Below are 15,721 nucleotides of genomic sequence, written 5' to 3'. Positions count from 1 at the left end.
CGGGCCGCCGACGGGCCGCCGACGGGCCGCCGACGGGCCGCCGACGGGCCGCCGACGGGCCGCCGACGGGCCGCCGACGGCCGGCCGAGGAGGTTGGCTGGTCAGGGGCGGTCGTGCGTCCAGGCCACCAACTGCTCCGCCGACCAGGTGTTGATCACGCGGTCGGCGGGGACACCGCAGAGGGCGGCGCGTTCGCAGCCGAACCGTTGCCAGTCGAGTTGACCGGGCGCGTGCGCATCCGTGTTGATGGCGAACCGGCAGCCCGCCTCCAGCGCCCGGCGGATCAGGCGTTTCGGGGGGTCCTGCCGCTCCGGCCGAGAGTTGATCTCGACAGCGGTGTCGTGCTCGGCGCAGGCGGCGAAGACGGCGTCCGCGTCGAAGTCACTCTCCGCCCGGGTACGTGCGCGGTGCCCCCGATCGCCCGGACCGGTCACCCCGGCCGGGCGGGACGACACCATCCGGCCGGTGACGTGGCCGAGGATGTCCAGGTGCGGGTTGGCGACGGCGGCCAGCATGCGCCGGGTCATCTTCGACCGCTCGTCCTTCAGACCGCTGTGCACCGAGCCGACCACCACGTCGAGCCGCGCCAGCAGCTCGTCGTCCTGGTCCAGGGAGCCGTCGGCGAGGATGTCCACCTCGATCCCGGTGAGGATCCGGAACCCCTCGGGTAGCGCCGCGTTGACCTGCGCCACGTGGTCGAGTTGCCGGCGCAGCCGTTCCGCGGTCAGCCCCCGGGCCACCGTCAGCCGGGGCGAGTGGTCGGTCAGCACCAGATACTCGTGGCCCAACTCCACAGCGGCCAGCGCCATCTCCTCAATGGGCGAGCCGCCGTCGGACCAGTCCGAATGGGTGTGACAGTCACCGCGCAGGGCGGCGCGCAGCGCCGTGGCCTCGGCGTCCAGGTCGCTGCCCTCGGTCGCCACCAGCCGGCGGAGGTAGACCGGCTCCTCACCGGCGAGGGACTCCGCCACGCAGCGGGCCGTCACGTCACCGACCCCGGCCAGCTCGGTGAGCGTGCCATTGCCGGCCCGTTCGGTCAGCTCGGCCGCCGGCATGCCGGCCAGCGCCTTCGCCGCTGACCGGAACGCGCGTACCCGGTAGGTGGCCTCGTTCGCCCGCTCCAGGAGAAATGCGATCCGGCGCAGGTCGGCGATGGGATCTCTCGCGGCAGCCATGTCAGGGCGCCTTCGGGCAGCCGTGCCGGCGTTGCCACGCGGTGACCTCGGCGGCCGGTTCCCGGTTGCCGCCGCGCCGCCAGGAATCCAGGTAACGCGCCGGCCAGATCACCCCGCGCCGGATCCACCAACCGTCCTTGCCGGTGCACGCCGGCGAGATGCCGAAGTGCACATGACACACGTTGTTTGCGTTGCCGGTGCGGCCCACCTTGCCGAGCTGCTGCCCGGCGCGGACCCGCACCCCGGCGTCGACGCCGCTTGCCACGACGCTCAGGTGCGAGCCGTAGAGGCGCACCCCGTCGTCGCCGAGCAGGGCGACCGACAGGCCGCCATTGTCCGGCCCCTGCCGCCCACGTTTCGTGTACCTGTCGACGCGGCTCACCTCCAGCACCGTACCGTCGGTCACCGCCACGAACGGCTCGCCGCAGTCGGCGAAGAGGTCCGTCGCCGGGTACGCCCCGTGCGTCGGGTGGTAGTCGACGTTGTCGGCGCGTACCGGAAAGACGTGCTTCACCCCGGCGCGCGGTGCCGTCACGGACGGCCTGGCCGACGACGGCGCCGGGGGGCTCGGGTCGGTCGCCGTCGGCGTGGGCGACTGCGACGCCGGCTGGTCCGCGGTCGCCCAGACCGCCGGTGGCGTCGGAGCGGCGCCGTCGGGCACCCCCGGCCGCGTGGTCGCGCAACCGGCGGCCAGCACCGGGGCGAGCAGCAGCAGGATCGGGTACGCCGGACGAGCGCGGCGGCTGATCGTCGGCGAGGACATCCGGTCATCCTGGCAGAGCCGGTACCGTGGGCACGAGCGGCACGCGTGAGGGAGGGCAACGACGATGACCATTGCCCGACCCGAACCTGGCCCGGATTTCGGTGCCGCCCGCCCACTGCCGCGTACCCCGTCGGGTCTCTTCCCCTCCGGTCCCCCGACCCGGCCCACCTACCGCGAGCCGCACCCGATCACCGGCGGTGGTGTCGCCTCCGGTGCCGGCGCGGCGGCCGGTTGGCTGCTGTTGTTCGGCCTGCTCGGCACCGACGTGGCCAGCTACGCGTGGTGGACGGTGATCGCCGGCCTGCTGGCCTGGGTCAGCGCCCTGGTGCTGGTCCGCTACGGCGACCGAGGGGTGGCCACCGGGGTCGCCATCGTCACGGCCGGTGGTTGGAGCATCGCCGCCGCCGTGGTGGCGGTCCGCTGGGCGACCAGCGGTGACTGGCCGCTGTGGTGACCGGCACGGACCGGCCCCGGAACGACGCTCGGTGACTGCGCCCTGTGCCCGGTTGGCTGCGTAGCGAACGCCGTCTTGACGTGGCCGCCGAGACTCGGCACGCTCGGCACTATGGCCTGGACCACTCCCCGGCAGGATCCCGATCGCAGTCGCCGTCGCCTGCAGTTGCTGGCCGAGTTGGCGGGCGCCCGGGCGGTCCGCCAGCGCAGCCGACCACAGCGGCAGCGCACCGAGCGTCTGCGCCAGCTCATCGCCACCCGCCGTCGAGTCGTCGGCTGATCCGACTTTGTCAGGAATGACCCGCGCTTCGGGGCGTTGACGGGTCGCCCGCCGACCCGACCGGCTAACGTGCACGCGTAACGAGTCGACGCTGTGTCGAGGGCTATTGGGGGGACCGTGTCGTACTTCGCTGCGGCCGTGGTGCGCGACGACAGTGGCTGGACCGCCGCCGAGGTCAGCCTGCGTGGCGCCACCGACATCGACGAGGTAGCCGACCGGCTGCGTGACGTCGATCTGGAGGCCGACGTGTCGCTGCTCTTCGTCGAGGCCGACGACGCATACCTGGTGATCCTGCGCCTGGACGAGGGCGAGGACCTGCGGGTGTTCGGTTCGGACTCCGCGTTCGCCGAGGAGTCGCAGCTGGGGTCGCTGCTGGTGGGTGACCTGAAGACCTCGGTCACCGGGCTCGACGGTGACGAGGAGCCACGCCCGTCGACCACCGGTGACGAGGAGAGCGAACAGCCCGTCGTCGACCCGGAGGCCGACCCGGTCGGTGACGCCGACCTGCTGGCCAACCTGGGCATCTCTGCGCAGAAGCTGCTGACCCTGTGCGCCCACGAGGGGATGATGCCGGCGGACGTCACCTCCGAGATCTGCCAGGTGCTCGGCTGCGCCGACGAGGTCGAGGAGCTGCGTGAGGTCTGAGCCGGCCGACGCCACCGACCCGTCGCTGGAATCGATCCGGCCGGGTCAACCGACCCCCGGCGTGCTGGGCCGCGCCGGGCCCGGCGCGCACGAGGGCCTGGCCGACCTGGGAGAGGTCGGCCGACGGCAGCGGCACGAGCTGTGGATGCGCCGCGCCCTGGAGATCGCCGTCGCCGGTCCGCCCGTCGACGGCCCGGTCAGCACCGACGTCGACGACGTGCCGGTGGGGGCGGTGCTCTACGGGCCGGACGGCACCGAGTTGGCCACCGGACGCAACGAGCGGGAGCTGACCGGCGACCCCACCGCCCACGCCGAGGTGCTTGCCCTACGCCGAGGCGCCGAGCGCACCGGCCGGTGGCGGCTGGACGGCTGCACCCTGGTGGTCACCCTCGAACCGTGCACCATGTGCGCCGGAGCGCTGGTGCTGGCCCGGGTCTCCACAGTCGTGTTCGGCGCATGGGAACCCAAGACCGGCGCGGCCGGGTCGCTCTGGGACGTGCTGCGGGACCGTCGGCTCAACCACCGCCCCGAGGTCTACGGCGGGGTGCTGGAGGCCGAGACCGCCACCGTCCTGCGCGCTTTCTTCCGCTGAGAGACCGGGCCGCCGGTCAGGCCGGCGGCAGGGTGACCGTGACGATCAGGCCGCCGGCCGGGCGGGGCTGCGCCTCGGCGGTGCCGCCGTGGGCCCGGGCCACCGCGCGAACGATCGACAGCCCCAGCCCGAAGCCCCGTGCGCCGGCGACCCGCTCCCGCGACAGCCGACGGAACGGCTGGAACATCGTCTCGACGTCGTAGCCGGGGATGACCGGGCCGGTGTTTGTCACAGTGAGGGTCGGCCGGCCGTCGACCAGCCCGGTGCGCACCTCCACCCAGCCGTCGGCGGGCAGGTTGTGGCGCAGCGCGTTCTCCACCAGGTTGAACGTGAGCCGCTCCAACAGCACCGGGTCGCCGCTGGTTGGCGCCGAGGCCAGGGCCCGCCGTACCCGCACGTCGGGCGCCAGCTTCCCGGCCTGATCGGTGGTGTGCGCGCAGACCTCGGCCAGGTCCACCGGCGTACGCTCGGTCAGCTCGTTCTCCGAGTCGGCCAGGGTCAGCAGGCCGTCGATCAGCCGCTCGTGGCGTTCGTTCACCGCCAGCAGCGACTCGCCCAACCGCCGGGTCTCCGCCGAGGCGTCCGGGCGGGTGACCGCCAGCTCCACCAGGGCGCGGTTGAGCGCCAGCGGGGTACGCAGCTCGTGCGAGGCGTTCGCCACGAACCGGCGCTGCCCGTCGAAGGAGCGATCCAGCCGTTCCAGCATCTCGTCGAACGTGTCGGCGAGTTCGCGTACCTCGTCGGCAGGGCCGGTCAGCGCGATCCGCTCATGCAGGCCACGGCCGGCGGTGTCCGCACCGGCGATCCGGCGGGCCGTGCCGGTGATCTGGTGCAGTGGCTGCAACGCCCGGCCGGCGAGCAACCAGCCGAACGCGATCGCCACCGTCGACACCACGATCAACGCGATGCCGCCCTGGGTGAGCAGCGACTCCAACGCGTTGCGCTTCGCCTCGTCCTGCACCTCCTGCACCAGGGCGCGCAGGTTGTCGATGTTCTGCCCGCTGGGCGTCGTGGGGGCGGTCTTCGGCAGGTCCCGCAGGCTCACCCCGAACGGCTGCGGCATCCGCTGATCCACCAGCACGTACGTGACGGCGAGCAGGACCACGCCGGCCAACAGGAAGAGCCCCCCGTAGATGAGGGTGAGCCGGGCACGGATGGTCAGGCGTTTCATCGGATCTGGTACCCCGCCCCGGGAACCGTCTCGATCACCGGTGGGTCGCCGAGTTTGCGGCGCAGCTTCATGACGGTCACCCGGACCACGTTGGTGAACGGGTCGATGTGCTCGTCCCAGGCACGTTCCAGCAGGTCCTCGGCGGAGACCACCGCCCCGTCAGCGCGTAGCAGCTCGGCCAGCACCGCGAACTCCTTGCGGGACAGCGCCACGTGCCGGTCGTCCCGGCGTACCTCGTGTCGGGCCGGGTCGAGCTGGATGCCGGCGCGACGCAGCGTCGGCGGCGCCGCCGGACGGGACCGGCGGGTCAGCGCGTGCACCCGAGCCGACAGCTCGACCAGCGCGAACGGCTTGGTCAGGTAGTCGTCGGCGCCGAGCGCCAACCCCGCCACCCGCTCCCGGACCGCCGCCGACGCGGTAAGCATCAGCACCCGGGTCTCCCCGCCCGCGTCCACGATCGCCCGGCACACGTCGTCGCCGTGCACCACCGGCAGATCCCGGTCCAGGACCACCACCGCGTACTCGTTGACGCCGAGCCGTTCCAACGCGGCGTCCCCGTCGTACGCCACGTCGACAGCGAACGACTCCCGACGCAGCCACTCGGCGATGGCGTCCGCCAGCACGTTCTCGTCCTCGACCACCAGCACTCTCACCCCTCCATGGTGCTCGGGGTGCGGTAACGCCGGCATAACCGCTGACGGTAACGCCGGGGATACGCCCCCTGCCGTGCACTGGATGCCACGTTCGGCGAACCACGCCGGACCTGAGCGGAAGCGGACACCATGCGACGACAGATGCTCGCGATCCCCGTCCTGCTCGCCCTGGCGCTGTCCGGGTGCGGCTCGGGAGGCGACGACGGCGGCGGGGTCGCGACCGCCGGTGGGACGAAGGCCGGGGCCACGGCGAGCGGCGCGCCGGGCAGCGACTCGGACCGGCAACTCGCCTTTGCCAGGTGCATGCGGGAGAACGGGGTGGACATGCCCGACCCGGAGGCGGGCGGCCGTCCCGGCTTCCGGTTCGGCGCGGACGTGGACCAGCAGAAGGTCCAGGCGGCCATGGAGAAGTGCCAGGACAAGCTGCCCAACGGTGGGCAGGGACCGCAGCTCAACCCCGAGCAGGCCGAGCAGATGCGCACCCTGGCCAAGTGCATGCGGGAGAACGGGGTGCCGGACTTCCCGGACCCGGACGCCGACGGGCGGGTCCGGATCGGGGCGGGAGGCAACGCGATCAACATCGGCGACCCGGCCATGAAGGCCGCGTTGGAGAAGTGCCGGCAGCACGCGCCGCAGTTCGGTGGTGGCCGGTGACCATCCGACGCTCGCGGCTGCGCGCCGCCGTCACCGGCGGCGTCGTCCTGCTGCTCGCCGCCGTGGGCGTGGTCGCCGCAGTGGGCTTCGGCGGCGGTGCCGATGCGGGCCGCGCCCAGGCCGGCGGCGCGCCATCCGCCACCGCCACGGTCACCCGGCAGACCCTCGCCGACTCGGAGACCGCCGACGGTGAGCTGGGGTACGGCACCACGCGTACCGCCACGGCGAAGCTCAGCGGCACCGTCACCGCGCTGCCGGCGACCGGGTCGACGGTACGGCGGGGCAAGGCGCTCTACCTGGTCGACAACGAGGAGGTGGTGCTCCTCTACGGCGGGCTGCCCGCGTACCGGACCCTCGCCCCCGGGGTGGAGGGGGGCGACGTCGCGCAGTTCGAGAAGAACCTCGAAGCGCTGGGCTACACCGGCTTCACCGTCGACGACGAGTACACCGTTGCCACCGCCGACGCCGTCCGGGAGTGGCAGGAGGACCTGGGTCTGGCCGAGACCGGTCGGGTCGAGCCGGGGCGCATCGTGTACGCCGACCGGGAGGTCCGGGTGGAGAGCCACCAGGCCGACCTCGGCGACCTCACAAAGCCGGGCCAGGCGGTGCTGACCTACACCGGCACCAGCCGGGTCGTCACCGTCGAGTTGGACGTGGACGACCAGCGGTTGGCCAAGCGCGACGCGAAGGTCAGCGTGCGGCTGCCGGACGGCCGGGCGGTGCCGGGCACGATCAGCACGGTCGAGACGGTCATCCAGGCCGGCTCGGCCGGCGCCAACGGGCAGTCCGGCGACGCCGAGACGAAGGTCGAGGTGACAGTCGCGGTGACCGACCCGAAGGCCCTCACCGGCCTCGACCAGGCGAGCGTGGATGTCACGTTCACCGTCTCGGAGCGCCGCGACGTGCTCACCGTGCCGGTGGCGGCGCTGTTGGCGCTCGCCGAGGGCGGCTACGGCGTCCAGGTCGTCGAGGGCGACGTGAGCCGGGTCCTCGCGGTGACCACCGGGTTGTTCGCCGACGGACGGGTGGAGGTCACCGGTACGGACCTCGCCGAGGGCACGACGGTGGTGGTGCCGACGTGAGCGGCCAGGTGATCGTGCTCGACCGGGTCAGCAAGCGGTACGCCGGCGGCGTCGTCGCGTTGGACGACGTGTCGCTGCGGATCGGCCACGGCGAGCTGGTCGCGATCGTCGGCCCGTCCGGATCGGGCAAGTCGACGATGCTGCACCTGATCGGCACCCTGGACCGGCCGTCGTCGGGCAGCGTCCTCATCGACGGGTACGACGCGGCGAAGCTGACCGACCGGGAGCTGTCCGCGTTGCGGGCCACCCGGATCGGCTTCGTCTTCCAGCAGTTCCACCTCGCTCCCGGCGTCCCGGTCGTGGACAACGTGGCCGACGGGTTGCTCTACTCCGGCGTACCCCTGAAGCGGCGGCGCGAACGGGCGGAGGCCGCGTTGGTCCGGGTTGGTCTGGGCCACCGGTTGGGGCACCAGCCGCACGAGCTGTCCGGTGGGGAACGGCAGCGGGTGGCGGTGGCCCGCGCCGTGGTCGGCGAGCCGGCGGTGCTGCTCGCCGACGAACCGACCGGCAACCTCGACTCCCACTCCGGTGCCGGGGTGTTGGAGCTGCTGCACGATCTGCACCGGGCCGGCACCACCGTCGTGGTGATCACCCACGATCGGGAGATCGCGGGGACCCTGCCCCGGCAGGTGCGGATGCGCGACGGCGCGGTGCGGCACGACTCGGCCCTCGCATCGGGCGGGGTCGGCTGATGGCGACGCTCACCCCGGCGCGACTGCGGCCGGCGGACGTCCTGCGCGTCGGCGGGGTGGGGCTGCGGACCCGTCCGCTGCGGGCGTTCCTCTCCGCGTTGGGCATCGCGATCGGCATCGCCGCGATGATCGCGGTGGTCGGCATCTCCTCGTCGTCCCGAGCCGACCTGGACCGGGCGCTCGACGCGCTCGGCACCAACCTGCTCACCGTCGAGCCGGGCAGCACCCTGTTCGGCGCGGACGCGCAACTGCCCGAGGAGTCGATCGCGATGATCGGGCGGATCGGCCCGGTGACCGAGGTGTCCGCGACCGGGCAGCTCTCCGACGCCAAGGTGTACCGCTCGGATCGGATCCCGGCCGCGGAGACAGGTGGGCTTGCCACCCGGGCCGCCCGGCTGGACCTGCTCGGCACCGTCGGGGCCGAGGTGGCCACCGGCACCTGGCTCAACGAGGCGACCGCCCGCTACCCGGCGGTCGTGCTCGGCGCCACCGCAGCACAGCGGCTCGGGATCACCGCAGCGGACCCGCAGGTGCAGGTGTGGCTGGGTGGGCGGCCGTTCACAGTGGTCGGCACCCTCGCCGCCGCGCCCCTCGCCCCGGAGCTGGACACCTCGGCGCTGATCGGCTGGCCGGCGGCCACCGAATACCTGGGCTTCGACGGCCACCCGACCACCGTCTACACGCGGGCGCAGGAGTCGCAGGTCGAGGCCGTCCGGTCGGTGCTCGGCGCGACCACCAACCCGGAGGCGCCGAACGAGGTCGAGGTGTCCCGGCCGTCGGACGCGCTGGCCGCCGCCGAGGCGACCGACGACGCGTTCACCGGCCTGTTGCTGGGCCTGGGCGCGGTCGCCCTGCTGGTCGGTGGGGTCGGCGTGGCGAACACCATGGTGATCTCGGTGCTGGAACGCCGAGCCGAGATCGGCCTGCGCCGGTCACTCGGCGCCACCCGCGGTCAGGTCCGGACCCAGTTCCTCACCGAGTCGCTGCTGCTCTCCGCGCTCGGCGGGATCGGTGGGGTGGTGCTGGGCATCCTGGTCACCTCGGGCTACGCGCTGTCGCAGCACTGGCCGACGGTGGTTCCGGCCTGGGCGATGCTCGGCGGCGTGGCCGCGACAGTGGTCATCGGCGGCTTCGCCGGCCTCTACCCGGCGGTGCGCGCCGCGCGCCTCGCGCCGACGGAGGCGCTGGCCGCCGCCTGACCGGTTGCCGGGGCCTGGCTTGACTGCCGCGGCCTGACGTGGCGGCTCGGGCCGGCGTGGCGGCCTGGCCTGGCGCGATGCGGGTAGTGGCCGGCGGGGCGGCGTGGGCCTGGCGTATTGCGGAAGAGCGGTATGACTCTGAGGCATATTTATACCTCTGAGTCATACCGCTCTCGGCAGTGACACCGCCCCGGCAGGACGGATCAGGCGATGATCGTGTCGAGGGCGATCTCGACCATCTGGCTGAAGGTCTGCTCGCGCTCCTCCGAAGTGGTCTTCTCGCCGGTCTTGATGTGGTCGCTGACCGTCAACACGGTAAGCGCGCGGGCCTTGAACCGGGCGGCGATCGTGTAGAGCGCGGCCGACTCCATCTCCACCGCCAGCACGCCGTAGTCGGCGAGCGTGTCGTAGAGGTCCGGCCGGTCGGTGTAGAAGGCGTCCGCCGCCAGGATCGGCCCGACGTGCATGCTGATGCCGCGCCGCTCCGCCACCTCGACCGACGTACGCAGCAGCCCGAAGTCGGCCACCGGCGCGTAGTCGATCAGCCCGTCGAAGCGCATCCGGTTCATGTTCGAGTCGGTGGACGACCCGATCGCCGCCACCACGTCCCGCAGCTGCAGGTCGGTGCTGAGGGCACCACAGGAGCCGACCCGGATCAGCGTCTTCACGCCGTACTCGTTGATCAACTCGTGGGCGTAGATGGAGGCCGACGGCATGCCCATGCCGGAGCCCTGGACGGAAACCTCGACGCCGTTCCAGCGGCCGGTGAAGCCCAGCATGCCCCGAACCGTCGAGTAGCAGGTGGCGCCCTCGAGGTAGGTCTCCGCGATCCACTTGGCCCGCAGGGGGTCGCCCGGCATCAGGACCCGCTCGGCGATCTCGCCCGGCTTCGCGCCGATGTGCGTACTCATGGCAAAGATCCTGCCAGGCCGGCCCGGGCGATACCGGTTCGGCGTCGGAACCGGCGGTCCTGTACCCTCGTCGGCGGTGGCGTGTCCGAGCGGCCTAAGGAGCACGCCTCGAAAGCGTGTGAGGGTTAACGCCCTCCGAGGGTTCAAATCCCTCCGCCACCGCTCTGTAGTGCGAGAACGCCCGGCAGATCCGTGAGGATCGGCCGGGCGTTCCGCTTCTGGTCCCAGTTCGTGCCGGCGGGTCGGTCTCGGCCTTTCTGTAGCCGTGTGACGGGCAGCGTCCGGCGAGGGCTGACCATCTCTGCCCGCTCCTTGCGGTTTGTGCAGTCATTCTTTGCCTGACATTCGCAGTGACATCAACGGACCAGACGCACTGGCGAGCGACAGCGGACGCGGCGTGACCATCGCCGTTCCAGCAGGCGGGCCGTGCCCGTGCCTGCAACAGGACCGGCAAGCGCGGAGCCCTTCCCGATGCCCTACTGCGATTGCCGGTGTCGGGAATGCGACTTGCCGAGGAACCAGGCGTCGTCTCTTGGCAGCATTCCGCTATGGCATGGTTGCGGTCCACGTCCATCAGGCCAAAGACAGTCCGGCGCCAATGGCTCAGAAATGCTCGCAGGTACGCCGATCTTACTACCGACCTGACTCGCGACTCTGAGTATCTGCGACGCGAGGGCCTGGTTCCCACCATGATTGACCTAATTGGGCCGACGGCCGACAAGATCGTGCTGGATGCGGGCTGCGGCACGGGTTGGCTTTTCGACATGATCGACTCGGCCGAGGCGTGGGAGTGCGACCTGCAGATCCCGCCGGCCAGGCCGGCGCACGTGACGAGCGGTCGGGAGGACGTGACAAATCTCAGCTACCCCGACAAATATTTTGACGTGGTCGTCTCCAGCCTGGTCCTGATGTGGGTATCCGAATTCTCGGCCGCCCTGACCGAGGCGTTCCGGGTGACCCGGCCGGGCGGCCGGCTCGTGGTGGGGTTGGTTCACCCCTACTTCAACCACGCCGGTCAAGTGTCCGGCAACGGATTCCTCATCGACCGAGATCTCAGTGTCGAGGCCGAGTGGGACGACTACTACATCTCCGGGGTCGTCGGACCGCTGACTTACTATTACCGACTTCCGGAGCAGTATTACAACGCAGCGGTCGAGGCGGGCTGGCGCTTGGTTAGCTTCCGGGACTGGTTCGTCGATATGGCGCATTACCGCAGGGAGGCGGCTGGGCGCAAAGCTCACATCCTCCGTACGGGCATGGTTCCGACCTTCACCTTCTTCGTCGCCGAGAAGGCGGCCTAGCGCGCACAGCGGAGGGCCAGTTGGCTAAGCACAGAGTTCTGGTCACCGGAGCGACGGGATTCATCGGCCGATACGTCACGCAAGAGCTGAATTCCCGAGGGTTGCGCGTGATCGGTCTGGACCGGCACCGCTCTGCGGAAGCATTCCATCAAGAGGCGGAAGTCATTTTGGGAGACGTGCGGGATCCCAGCGCAGTGACCGAGGCGATGGGGCAAGTAGATTCTTGGGTACACCTGGCCGGCGTATTGGGCACACAGGAGACGATCACCAACCCGGTGCCAGCCGCCGAGACGAATGTCATCGGCGGACTAAACGTTCTTCAGGCGGCGGCCCAGTACCACCTCCCGGGCGTGAACATTTCGGTCGGCAACTGGTTCGAGGACAATACCTACAGCTTGACCAAGCACTGCATCGAACGTTTCTGCTCGATGTATCGCCAATATCGTTCGCTGCCGGTGAGTGTGGTGCGCGGCTTCAATGCCTACGGCCCCGGCCAGTCGGTGGCGGCTCCGTACGGGCCGAGCAAGGTCCGGAAGATTGTGCCCTCGTTTGTGTCCAGGGCTCTGAACGGCGACGTGATCGAAATCTACGGTGATGGCAAGCAGGTCATGGACATGATCTACGTCTCGGACCTCGCGTTCGTTATTGCCGAGGCGCTGGAGTTCACGATCGGAGGCGGCCGGCCGAGCGGGGCCTTCGAGGCGGGCACGGGCCGCCGGACAACCGTACTCGATATCGCACACAAGGTGACCGAGCTAATGGGTGCCGGCAAGGTGATGCATTTGCCGCTGCGTCCCGGCGAGTCACCGGGCGCGACGGTTTTGGCTGACACATCCACATTGGAGCCCCTGGGAATTGACGCCCGGTCGTTCGTCCCACTCGAGGACGGCCTGCGAAAGACTATTGACTATTACGCCGCACGTGCCTAGCTGACCTCAGCAGAAAGGATGGGAATGTATCAGCGCACCCTGATTCTTCTGAAGCCTGACGCCTACCGTAGGAGCCTCGTCGGTACGATCCTTGCCCGATTCGAGCAGGCCGGCCTGCACATCGAGGCGATCCGCGTTTCTGAGGGTGAGGACGAGACCATAGAAGATCACTATCCGCGAGACCAGGAGTGGCTGCGCTCAGTCGGTGGCAAAACCCTCGACGACCACCGGGCGCAAGGACTGTCACCCCTCGAGAGTCTCGGTACCGAGGACGCTTTGCAGATAGGCGAAGTGATTCGTCTGCGGCTTGTCGACTTCCTGCGCAGCGGCCCCGTCGTGCCAGCCGTGCTGAGTGGTAATCGGGTCATCGAGGTGGTCCGCAAGCTGGTGGGCAACACACTCCCGGTGCTGGCTGCCCCAGGCACCATTCGTGGCGACTTCGCGAGCGATTCCACCGATATGGCCAATGCGGAGCAACGTCCGGTAGCCAATCTCATACATGCGTCCGGCGATCCTGGCGAGGCTGAGCGAGAAATCAATCTGTGGTTTCCCCGCCTCAAGTGATCGCGCGACACTCATGTGGAGCCTCGATGCTGAACTGATGCGACTCGCGCGGACCGACTCTGTCCGGGATGCCTTGCGGACGTTGGCCATGCTTCCCAACGCCGACGCGCGGTTTGACCTACATGAAGTGCAGGATTGGGACGCTGTCGGAAGCGAGACCCACCTCTACGTCTTCGAATTGGTCAGCGAGGGCGTCTCGCGACGATATGCGCTCAAGGCGCTGACGTCCTTCAGTGGCGTACCGCTCGCCGAGTTGACAGAGGAGTGGTTGCGGAGGCGGCGGATCTGCTCGGAGGCTGGCGTCGGGGTCCCCCCGCTCTACGCCACCGGATCCTCGACGATACTCGAGGAATACGTGCCGTATGGCATTGCCGAGGCGCTGGGCATGCCACCGTCGAATCGACGCGACAGGCTCATTACCGCAATCGCCGCGACGTGCGTCCGGCTCGAAGTTGCCGGGTTTGATCCCGTCAGCTTGCACGACTGGCGGAGCCACGGGTACGACGTGGTGTTGGTGGACTTCGGTGAGGACCTCGGGGCCTCGCTGCCGGACCGGCACCCGCCAGCGGCCAGAGGCCGGTTGCTCGACCTCGCCTTGCGTATGAAATGGCTCACCGAGCCCGCCGACGTTACGCGTCTGAGGTCAGCGTATGACTCGCTGTTTGCTCCTCCGGGGATTCCAGCTCCTCGGGAAGGCCGACGATCGACCGCAGGCAGAGACCCTGCAGGCACACCTCGAACGGATTGAGGTCCTCGTCGAGGATCAGCGCGTCCCGTGCAAGGATGGCCGCCCGAGCGGTCTCGATCGGTGCCCACAGCAGGCGCGAGTAGGAGCTTGTCTCAGCCGGCACCTCCTCGGCGCCTTCACCGACCGTCACCAGGTAGGTAAGCATGGCCGTCCACTGCTGCTCTTCGGTGCCAAGCGGATCCGAGACGTTGTCCAGCGACCTCGCCCACAGCCGTGCGGTTGCCCGGAAGCGGCCCATCACCAAGGCTGGAGCCAAGCCGAGCTTGCGGGCCATGAGGTGCTCCAACGCGTAACCGCCGGCGGTGGACAAGTAGCCACCGCCGCCGACCGCGAACCACGGCGATTGCGCCAGCTTTTCGACCTGCGCCTGCTGTTCTCTGTGGGCTATTCCTGGGTCCAGCGTCTGGAAGACTGTCCACGGCACACCCATCGTCGGAGTGCTGACTACACCTGGAAACCGCTTGACCAGCGGGGTCGGCCGACGCACTCCCAACAGGACTTCCGCCATGCCCCTGTCGCGAAAGACGACGGCGGAAATGACCCCGACGGCTTGCTGCCTCGAGATCCCCGATGGGGCGGCTGCGTCCATCATGCATTCCTATCCGATCGCGTTGCGGCAAACACCGTCTGTCGGAGCCAGTCCTCCTTGCGACGGAGCAGGCGGTTGAGCCGAGGCCCGTAGGTCTTGCTGTAGAGCTGATCCAGTGGGACAAGCACGAGGTCAGGGCTCCACGCACGTACATCGGCGAACTCGTCGACGGAGGACGACCGGATGAGGTCCAGGCGGTACACGAAGAATCCGAGGTGAGTGAAGCCCTCCTCGCGGTCGAGCACGCACGTACCCGTGAGCTTCAGCCGTTCGTCGTGGACGTCGAGGCCGCAACTCATGAACAGTTCCCGCTGTGCGGCCCGGCGGAATGAGACCTCCGGGACTTCGAGTGCGCTCGGCTGTCCGGCGCGTATCCACAAGTCGTCCAGGGCGCGTTCGAGGTTCGGCTCCAGGCTCACCCGCGACTGGTTGTCCAGGTCCTGAATAAGGATCCGTTCGCTGATGAGGGAGAGGGTCTGGAAATCGTCCCGGGAGTTCTTCTCGGTCCGCTGCTTGAGAAGCACGTTTGGCCCTCTGGCCGTGTTCACGCAGACGGCCACCACCGCGATGGGCTCGACGTCGTCCTGGGCCAGGCGTCCGTAGTGAGCTATCCGCTTGACTACCGGCTTGAACTCGCCGCCGGGCTGCCGGTTGTGGGTGAGCGTGCAGCGAATCTGCCGCGGCGTCAGCGGGATGGCCTCCGCCGCCAGGGAAGTCACGTAGGTCTTGAGCTCCTTGACCTGCTCCGGCGACATTCGTGAGGCGATGATCATGTCCATCGTCGCGCTGTCATGGCCGGGGACCGGCAGGGTCGGCAACTGGCTGAGCGTGATTCCCGACTCGGCGCCATCTTTCGTCACGTGAATGATGCAGTCCAGGAACATCTCGTCGAACTCGTAGACCTTCAGGCGGTCCAGGGTCCGCGGTTCGCTCGTCCGCGGCTCGAGCCAGTTACGGAGGCCGGTGATGCCGATGAGCCACCGTCGCACCAGCGTGCCAAGGACCCCCGTTTGGCGGTAGAGGGTCACACGCCCTCGTGCCGGCGTGAAGTAGCGGACCATCGTCGGTGAGGTGTATTCGCCCCGCGCCAGGAGCTCGGCCTGCATGTCAATGAGCCGATCGGCGCACTGATAGGGGAACACGCCGATGATGTCGACCGAGTCAGCGTCGAGGAGTTCCTTCAGGATGTCATCGACAGCGGGAGAGGGCGGGAGGCTGGCAGGGTGCGGGCTGGTCTGCCTCGGGATTGGCTGCGGACGCCCCAGCGCCCGCAGGGCGGCCTTGACCTCGGGCGGAGTTTGCGCTGCGCCTGACATCGCA

Annotated in this window: 18 protein-coding genes and 1 tRNA gene; 12 read left to right on the top strand and 7 right to left on the bottom strand. The window is 69.7% G+C overall.

Annotation, left to right across the window (positions count from 1 at the left end):
• Positions 1 to 101: 101 nt before the first annotated feature.
• Positions 102 to 1,175 (bottom strand): PHP domain-containing protein, encoded by a 1,074-nt coding sequence (locus tag ABZU74_RS08255; protein WP_355419731.1) that lies wholly within the window; start codon positions 1,173 to 1,175, stop codon positions 102 to 104.
• A 1-nt stretch (position 1,176) separates the two neighbouring features.
• Positions 1,177 to 1,938 (bottom strand): peptidoglycan DD-metalloendopeptidase family protein, encoded by a 762-nt coding sequence (locus tag ABZU74_RS08250; protein ID WP_355419729.1) that lies wholly within the window; start codon positions 1,936 to 1,938, stop codon positions 1,177 to 1,179.
• A 64-nt stretch (positions 1,939 to 2,002) separates the two neighbouring features.
• On the opposite strand from ABZU74_RS08250, the gene ABZU74_RS08245 reads away from it, so the two are divergent.
• From ABZU74_RS08245 to ABZU74_RS08230, 4 genes are all read left to right on the top strand, one after another.
• Complete coding sequence (locus tag ABZU74_RS08245; protein ID WP_355419727.1) at positions 2,003 to 2,392, top strand: hypothetical protein; 390 nt, start codon at positions 2,003 to 2,005, stop codon at positions 2,390 to 2,392.
• Between the two features lie 111 nt (positions 2,393 to 2,503).
• Complete coding sequence (locus ABZU74_RS08240) at positions 2,504 to 2,671, top strand: hypothetical protein (protein WP_167493094.1); 168 nt, start codon at positions 2,504 to 2,506, stop codon at positions 2,669 to 2,671.
• Positions 2,672 to 2,788: 117 nt separating this feature from the next.
• On the top strand, positions 2,789 to 3,316 hold the full coding sequence (locus ABZU74_RS08235) for a tRNA adenosine deaminase-associated protein (protein WP_355419725.1): 528 nt from the start codon (positions 2,789 to 2,791) through the stop codon (positions 3,314 to 3,316).
• A 145-nt stretch (positions 3,317 to 3,461) separates the two neighbouring features.
• Positions 3,462 to 3,908 (top strand): nucleoside deaminase, encoded by a 447-nt coding sequence (locus ABZU74_RS08230; RefSeq protein ID WP_355419774.1) that lies wholly within the window; start codon positions 3,462 to 3,464, stop codon positions 3,906 to 3,908.
• Between the two features lie 16 nt (positions 3,909 to 3,924).
• Here the strand turns inward: ABZU74_RS08230 and ABZU74_RS08225 are convergent, their stop codons facing one another.
• Both ABZU74_RS08225 and ABZU74_RS08220 read right to left on the bottom strand, forming a co-directional pair.
• A complete protein-coding gene (locus ABZU74_RS08225) occupies positions 3,925 to 5,079 on the bottom strand; it encodes an ATP-binding protein (RefSeq protein ID WP_355419723.1) in 1,155 nt (384 codons plus the stop codon).
• Entirely contained in the window at positions 5,076 to 5,732 is a 657-nt protein-coding gene (locus ABZU74_RS08220; RefSeq protein WP_181518658.1) for a response regulator transcription factor, read from the bottom strand. The genes ABZU74_RS08225 and ABZU74_RS08220 overlap by 4 nt, the downstream gene beginning before the upstream one ends.
• Before the next feature lie 129 nt (positions 5,733 to 5,861).
• Here ABZU74_RS08220 and ABZU74_RS08215 point away from each other — a divergent pair, with 129 nt between their 5' ends.
• Genes ABZU74_RS08215 through ABZU74_RS08200 form a run of 4 tightly spaced genes read left to right on the top strand, consistent with a single transcriptional unit; the run spans position 5,862 to position 9,359 of the window.
• Complete coding sequence (locus tag ABZU74_RS08215; RefSeq protein WP_355419721.1) at positions 5,862 to 6,386, top strand: hypothetical protein; 525 nt, start codon at positions 5,862 to 5,864, stop codon at positions 6,384 to 6,386.
• Positions 6,383 to 7,468: a peptidoglycan-binding protein gene (locus ABZU74_RS08210; RefSeq protein ID WP_355419719.1), complete on the top strand. Its 1,086-nt coding sequence runs from the start codon at positions 6,383 to 6,385 to the stop codon at positions 7,466 to 7,468. Before ABZU74_RS08215 ends, ABZU74_RS08210 begins: the two co-directional genes overlap by 4 nt.
• 8 nt (positions 7,469 to 7,476) lie before the next feature.
• Positions 7,477 to 8,160 carry an ABC transporter ATP-binding protein gene (locus tag ABZU74_RS08205; protein WP_355419772.1) on the top strand — a complete coding sequence of 228 codons (684 nt, stop codon included), beginning with the start codon at positions 7,477 to 7,479 and terminating at the stop codon, positions 8,158 to 8,160.
• A complete protein-coding gene (locus ABZU74_RS08200; protein WP_355419717.1) occupies positions 8,160 to 9,359 on the top strand; it encodes an ABC transporter permease in 1,200 nt (399 codons plus the stop codon). Before ABZU74_RS08205 ends, ABZU74_RS08200 begins: the two co-directional genes overlap by 1 nt.
• Positions 9,360 to 9,562: 203 nt before the next feature.
• Here ABZU74_RS08200 and deoD read toward each other — a convergent pair whose 3' ends face one another.
• A complete protein-coding gene (gene deoD / locus ABZU74_RS08195) occupies positions 9,563 to 10,270 on the bottom strand; it encodes a purine-nucleoside phosphorylase (RefSeq protein ID WP_030328147.1) in 708 nt (235 codons plus the stop codon).
• A 75-nt stretch (positions 10,271 to 10,345) separates the two neighbouring features.
• Here deoD and ABZU74_RS08190 point away from each other — a divergent pair.
• The 4 genes from ABZU74_RS08190 (at position 10,346) to ABZU74_RS08175 (ending at position 13,064) form a co-directional block, all read left to right on the top strand.
• Positions 10,346 to 10,432, top strand: a tRNA-Ser gene (locus ABZU74_RS08190).
• A 527-nt stretch (positions 10,433 to 10,959) separates the two neighbouring features.
• Positions 10,960 to 11,571 (top strand): class I SAM-dependent methyltransferase, encoded by a 612-nt coding sequence (locus ABZU74_RS08185; RefSeq protein ID WP_355419715.1) that lies wholly within the window; start codon positions 10,960 to 10,962, stop codon positions 11,569 to 11,571.
• 20 nt (positions 11,572 to 11,591) lie between these two features.
• On the top strand, positions 11,592 to 12,500 hold the full coding sequence (locus ABZU74_RS08180) for an NAD-dependent epimerase/dehydratase family protein (RefSeq protein ID WP_355419713.1): 909 nt from the start codon (positions 11,592 to 11,594) through the stop codon (positions 12,498 to 12,500).
• Between the two features lie 24 nt (positions 12,501 to 12,524).
• Positions 12,525 to 13,064 carry a nucleoside-diphosphate kinase gene (locus tag ABZU74_RS08175; protein WP_355419711.1) on the top strand — a complete coding sequence of 180 codons (540 nt, stop codon included), beginning with the start codon at positions 12,525 to 12,527 and terminating at the stop codon, positions 13,062 to 13,064.
• Positions 13,065 to 13,693: 629 nt separating this feature from the next.
• Here ABZU74_RS08175 and ABZU74_RS08170 read toward each other — a convergent pair.
• Together ABZU74_RS08170 and ABZU74_RS08165 are read right to left on the bottom strand one after the other, a co-directional pair.
• On the bottom strand, positions 13,694 to 14,401 hold the full coding sequence (locus tag ABZU74_RS08170; RefSeq protein ID WP_355419709.1) for a hypothetical protein: 708 nt from the start codon (positions 14,399 to 14,401) through the stop codon (positions 13,694 to 13,696).
• On the bottom strand, positions 14,401 to 15,717 hold the full coding sequence (locus ABZU74_RS08165; protein ID WP_355419707.1) for a hypothetical protein: 1,317 nt from the start codon (positions 15,715 to 15,717) through the stop codon (positions 14,401 to 14,403). Before ABZU74_RS08165 ends, ABZU74_RS08170 begins: the two co-directional genes overlap by 1 nt.
• Between the last annotated feature and the right edge of the window lie 4 nt (positions 15,718 to 15,721).

Source organism: Micromonospora sp. NPDC005171, assembly GCF_040608575.1.
Classification (GTDB): Bacteria; Actinomycetota; Actinomycetes; order Mycobacteriales; family Micromonosporaceae; genus Micromonospora.
Note: the sequence above shows the minus strand (reverse complement) of the source record. Positions and strands in the feature narration are given on the sequence as shown.

What these genes read in the sequence shown, in the direction of transcription:
- ABZU74_RS08255 (WP_355419731.1), bottom strand. Translation starts at nt 1,175, where the DNA reads ATGGCTGCCGCGAGAGATCCCATCGCCGACCTGCGCCGGATCGCATTT.
- ABZU74_RS08250 (WP_355419729.1), bottom strand. Translation starts at nt 1,938, where the DNA reads ATGTCCTCGCCGACGATCAGCCGCCGCGCTCGTCCGGCGTACCCGATC.
- ABZU74_RS08245 (WP_355419727.1), top strand. Translation starts at nt 2,003, where the DNA reads ATGACCATTGCCCGACCCGAACCTGGCCCGGATTTCGGTGCCGCCCGC.
- ABZU74_RS08240 (WP_167493094.1), top strand. Translation starts at nt 2,504, where the DNA reads ATGGCCTGGACCACTCCCCGGCAGGATCCCGATCGCAGTCGCCGTCGC.
- ABZU74_RS08230 (WP_355419774.1), top strand. Translation starts at nt 3,462, where the DNA reads ATGCGCCGCGCCCTGGAGATCGCCGTCGCCGGTCCGCCCGTCGACGGC.
- ABZU74_RS08225 (WP_355419723.1), bottom strand. Translation starts at nt 5,079, where the DNA reads ATGAAACGCCTGACCATCCGTGCCCGGCTCACCCTCATCTACGGGGGG.
- ABZU74_RS08215 (WP_355419721.1), top strand. Translation starts at nt 5,862, where the DNA reads ATGCGACGACAGATGCTCGCGATCCCCGTCCTGCTCGCCCTGGCGCTG.
- ABZU74_RS08200 (WP_355419717.1), top strand. Translation starts at nt 8,160, where the DNA reads ATGGCGACGCTCACCCCGGCGCGACTGCGGCCGGCGGACGTCCTGCGC.
- deoD (WP_030328147.1), bottom strand. Translation starts at nt 10,270, where the DNA reads ATGAGTACGCACATCGGCGCGAAGCCGGGCGAGATCGCCGAGCGGGTC.
- ABZU74_RS08185 (WP_355419715.1), top strand. Translation starts at nt 10,960, where the DNA reads ATGATTGACCTAATTGGGCCGACGGCCGACAAGATCGTGCTGGATGCG.
- ABZU74_RS08175 (WP_355419711.1), top strand. Translation starts at nt 12,525, where the DNA reads ATGTATCAGCGCACCCTGATTCTTCTGAAGCCTGACGCCTACCGTAGG.
- ABZU74_RS08170 (WP_355419709.1), bottom strand. Translation starts at nt 14,401, where the DNA reads ATGGACGCAGCCGCCCCATCGGGGATCTCGAGGCAGCAAGCCGTCGGG.
- ABZU74_RS08165 (WP_355419707.1), bottom strand. Translation starts at nt 15,717, where the DNA reads ATGTCAGGCGCAGCGCAAACTCCGCCCGAGGTCAAGGCCGCCCTGCGG.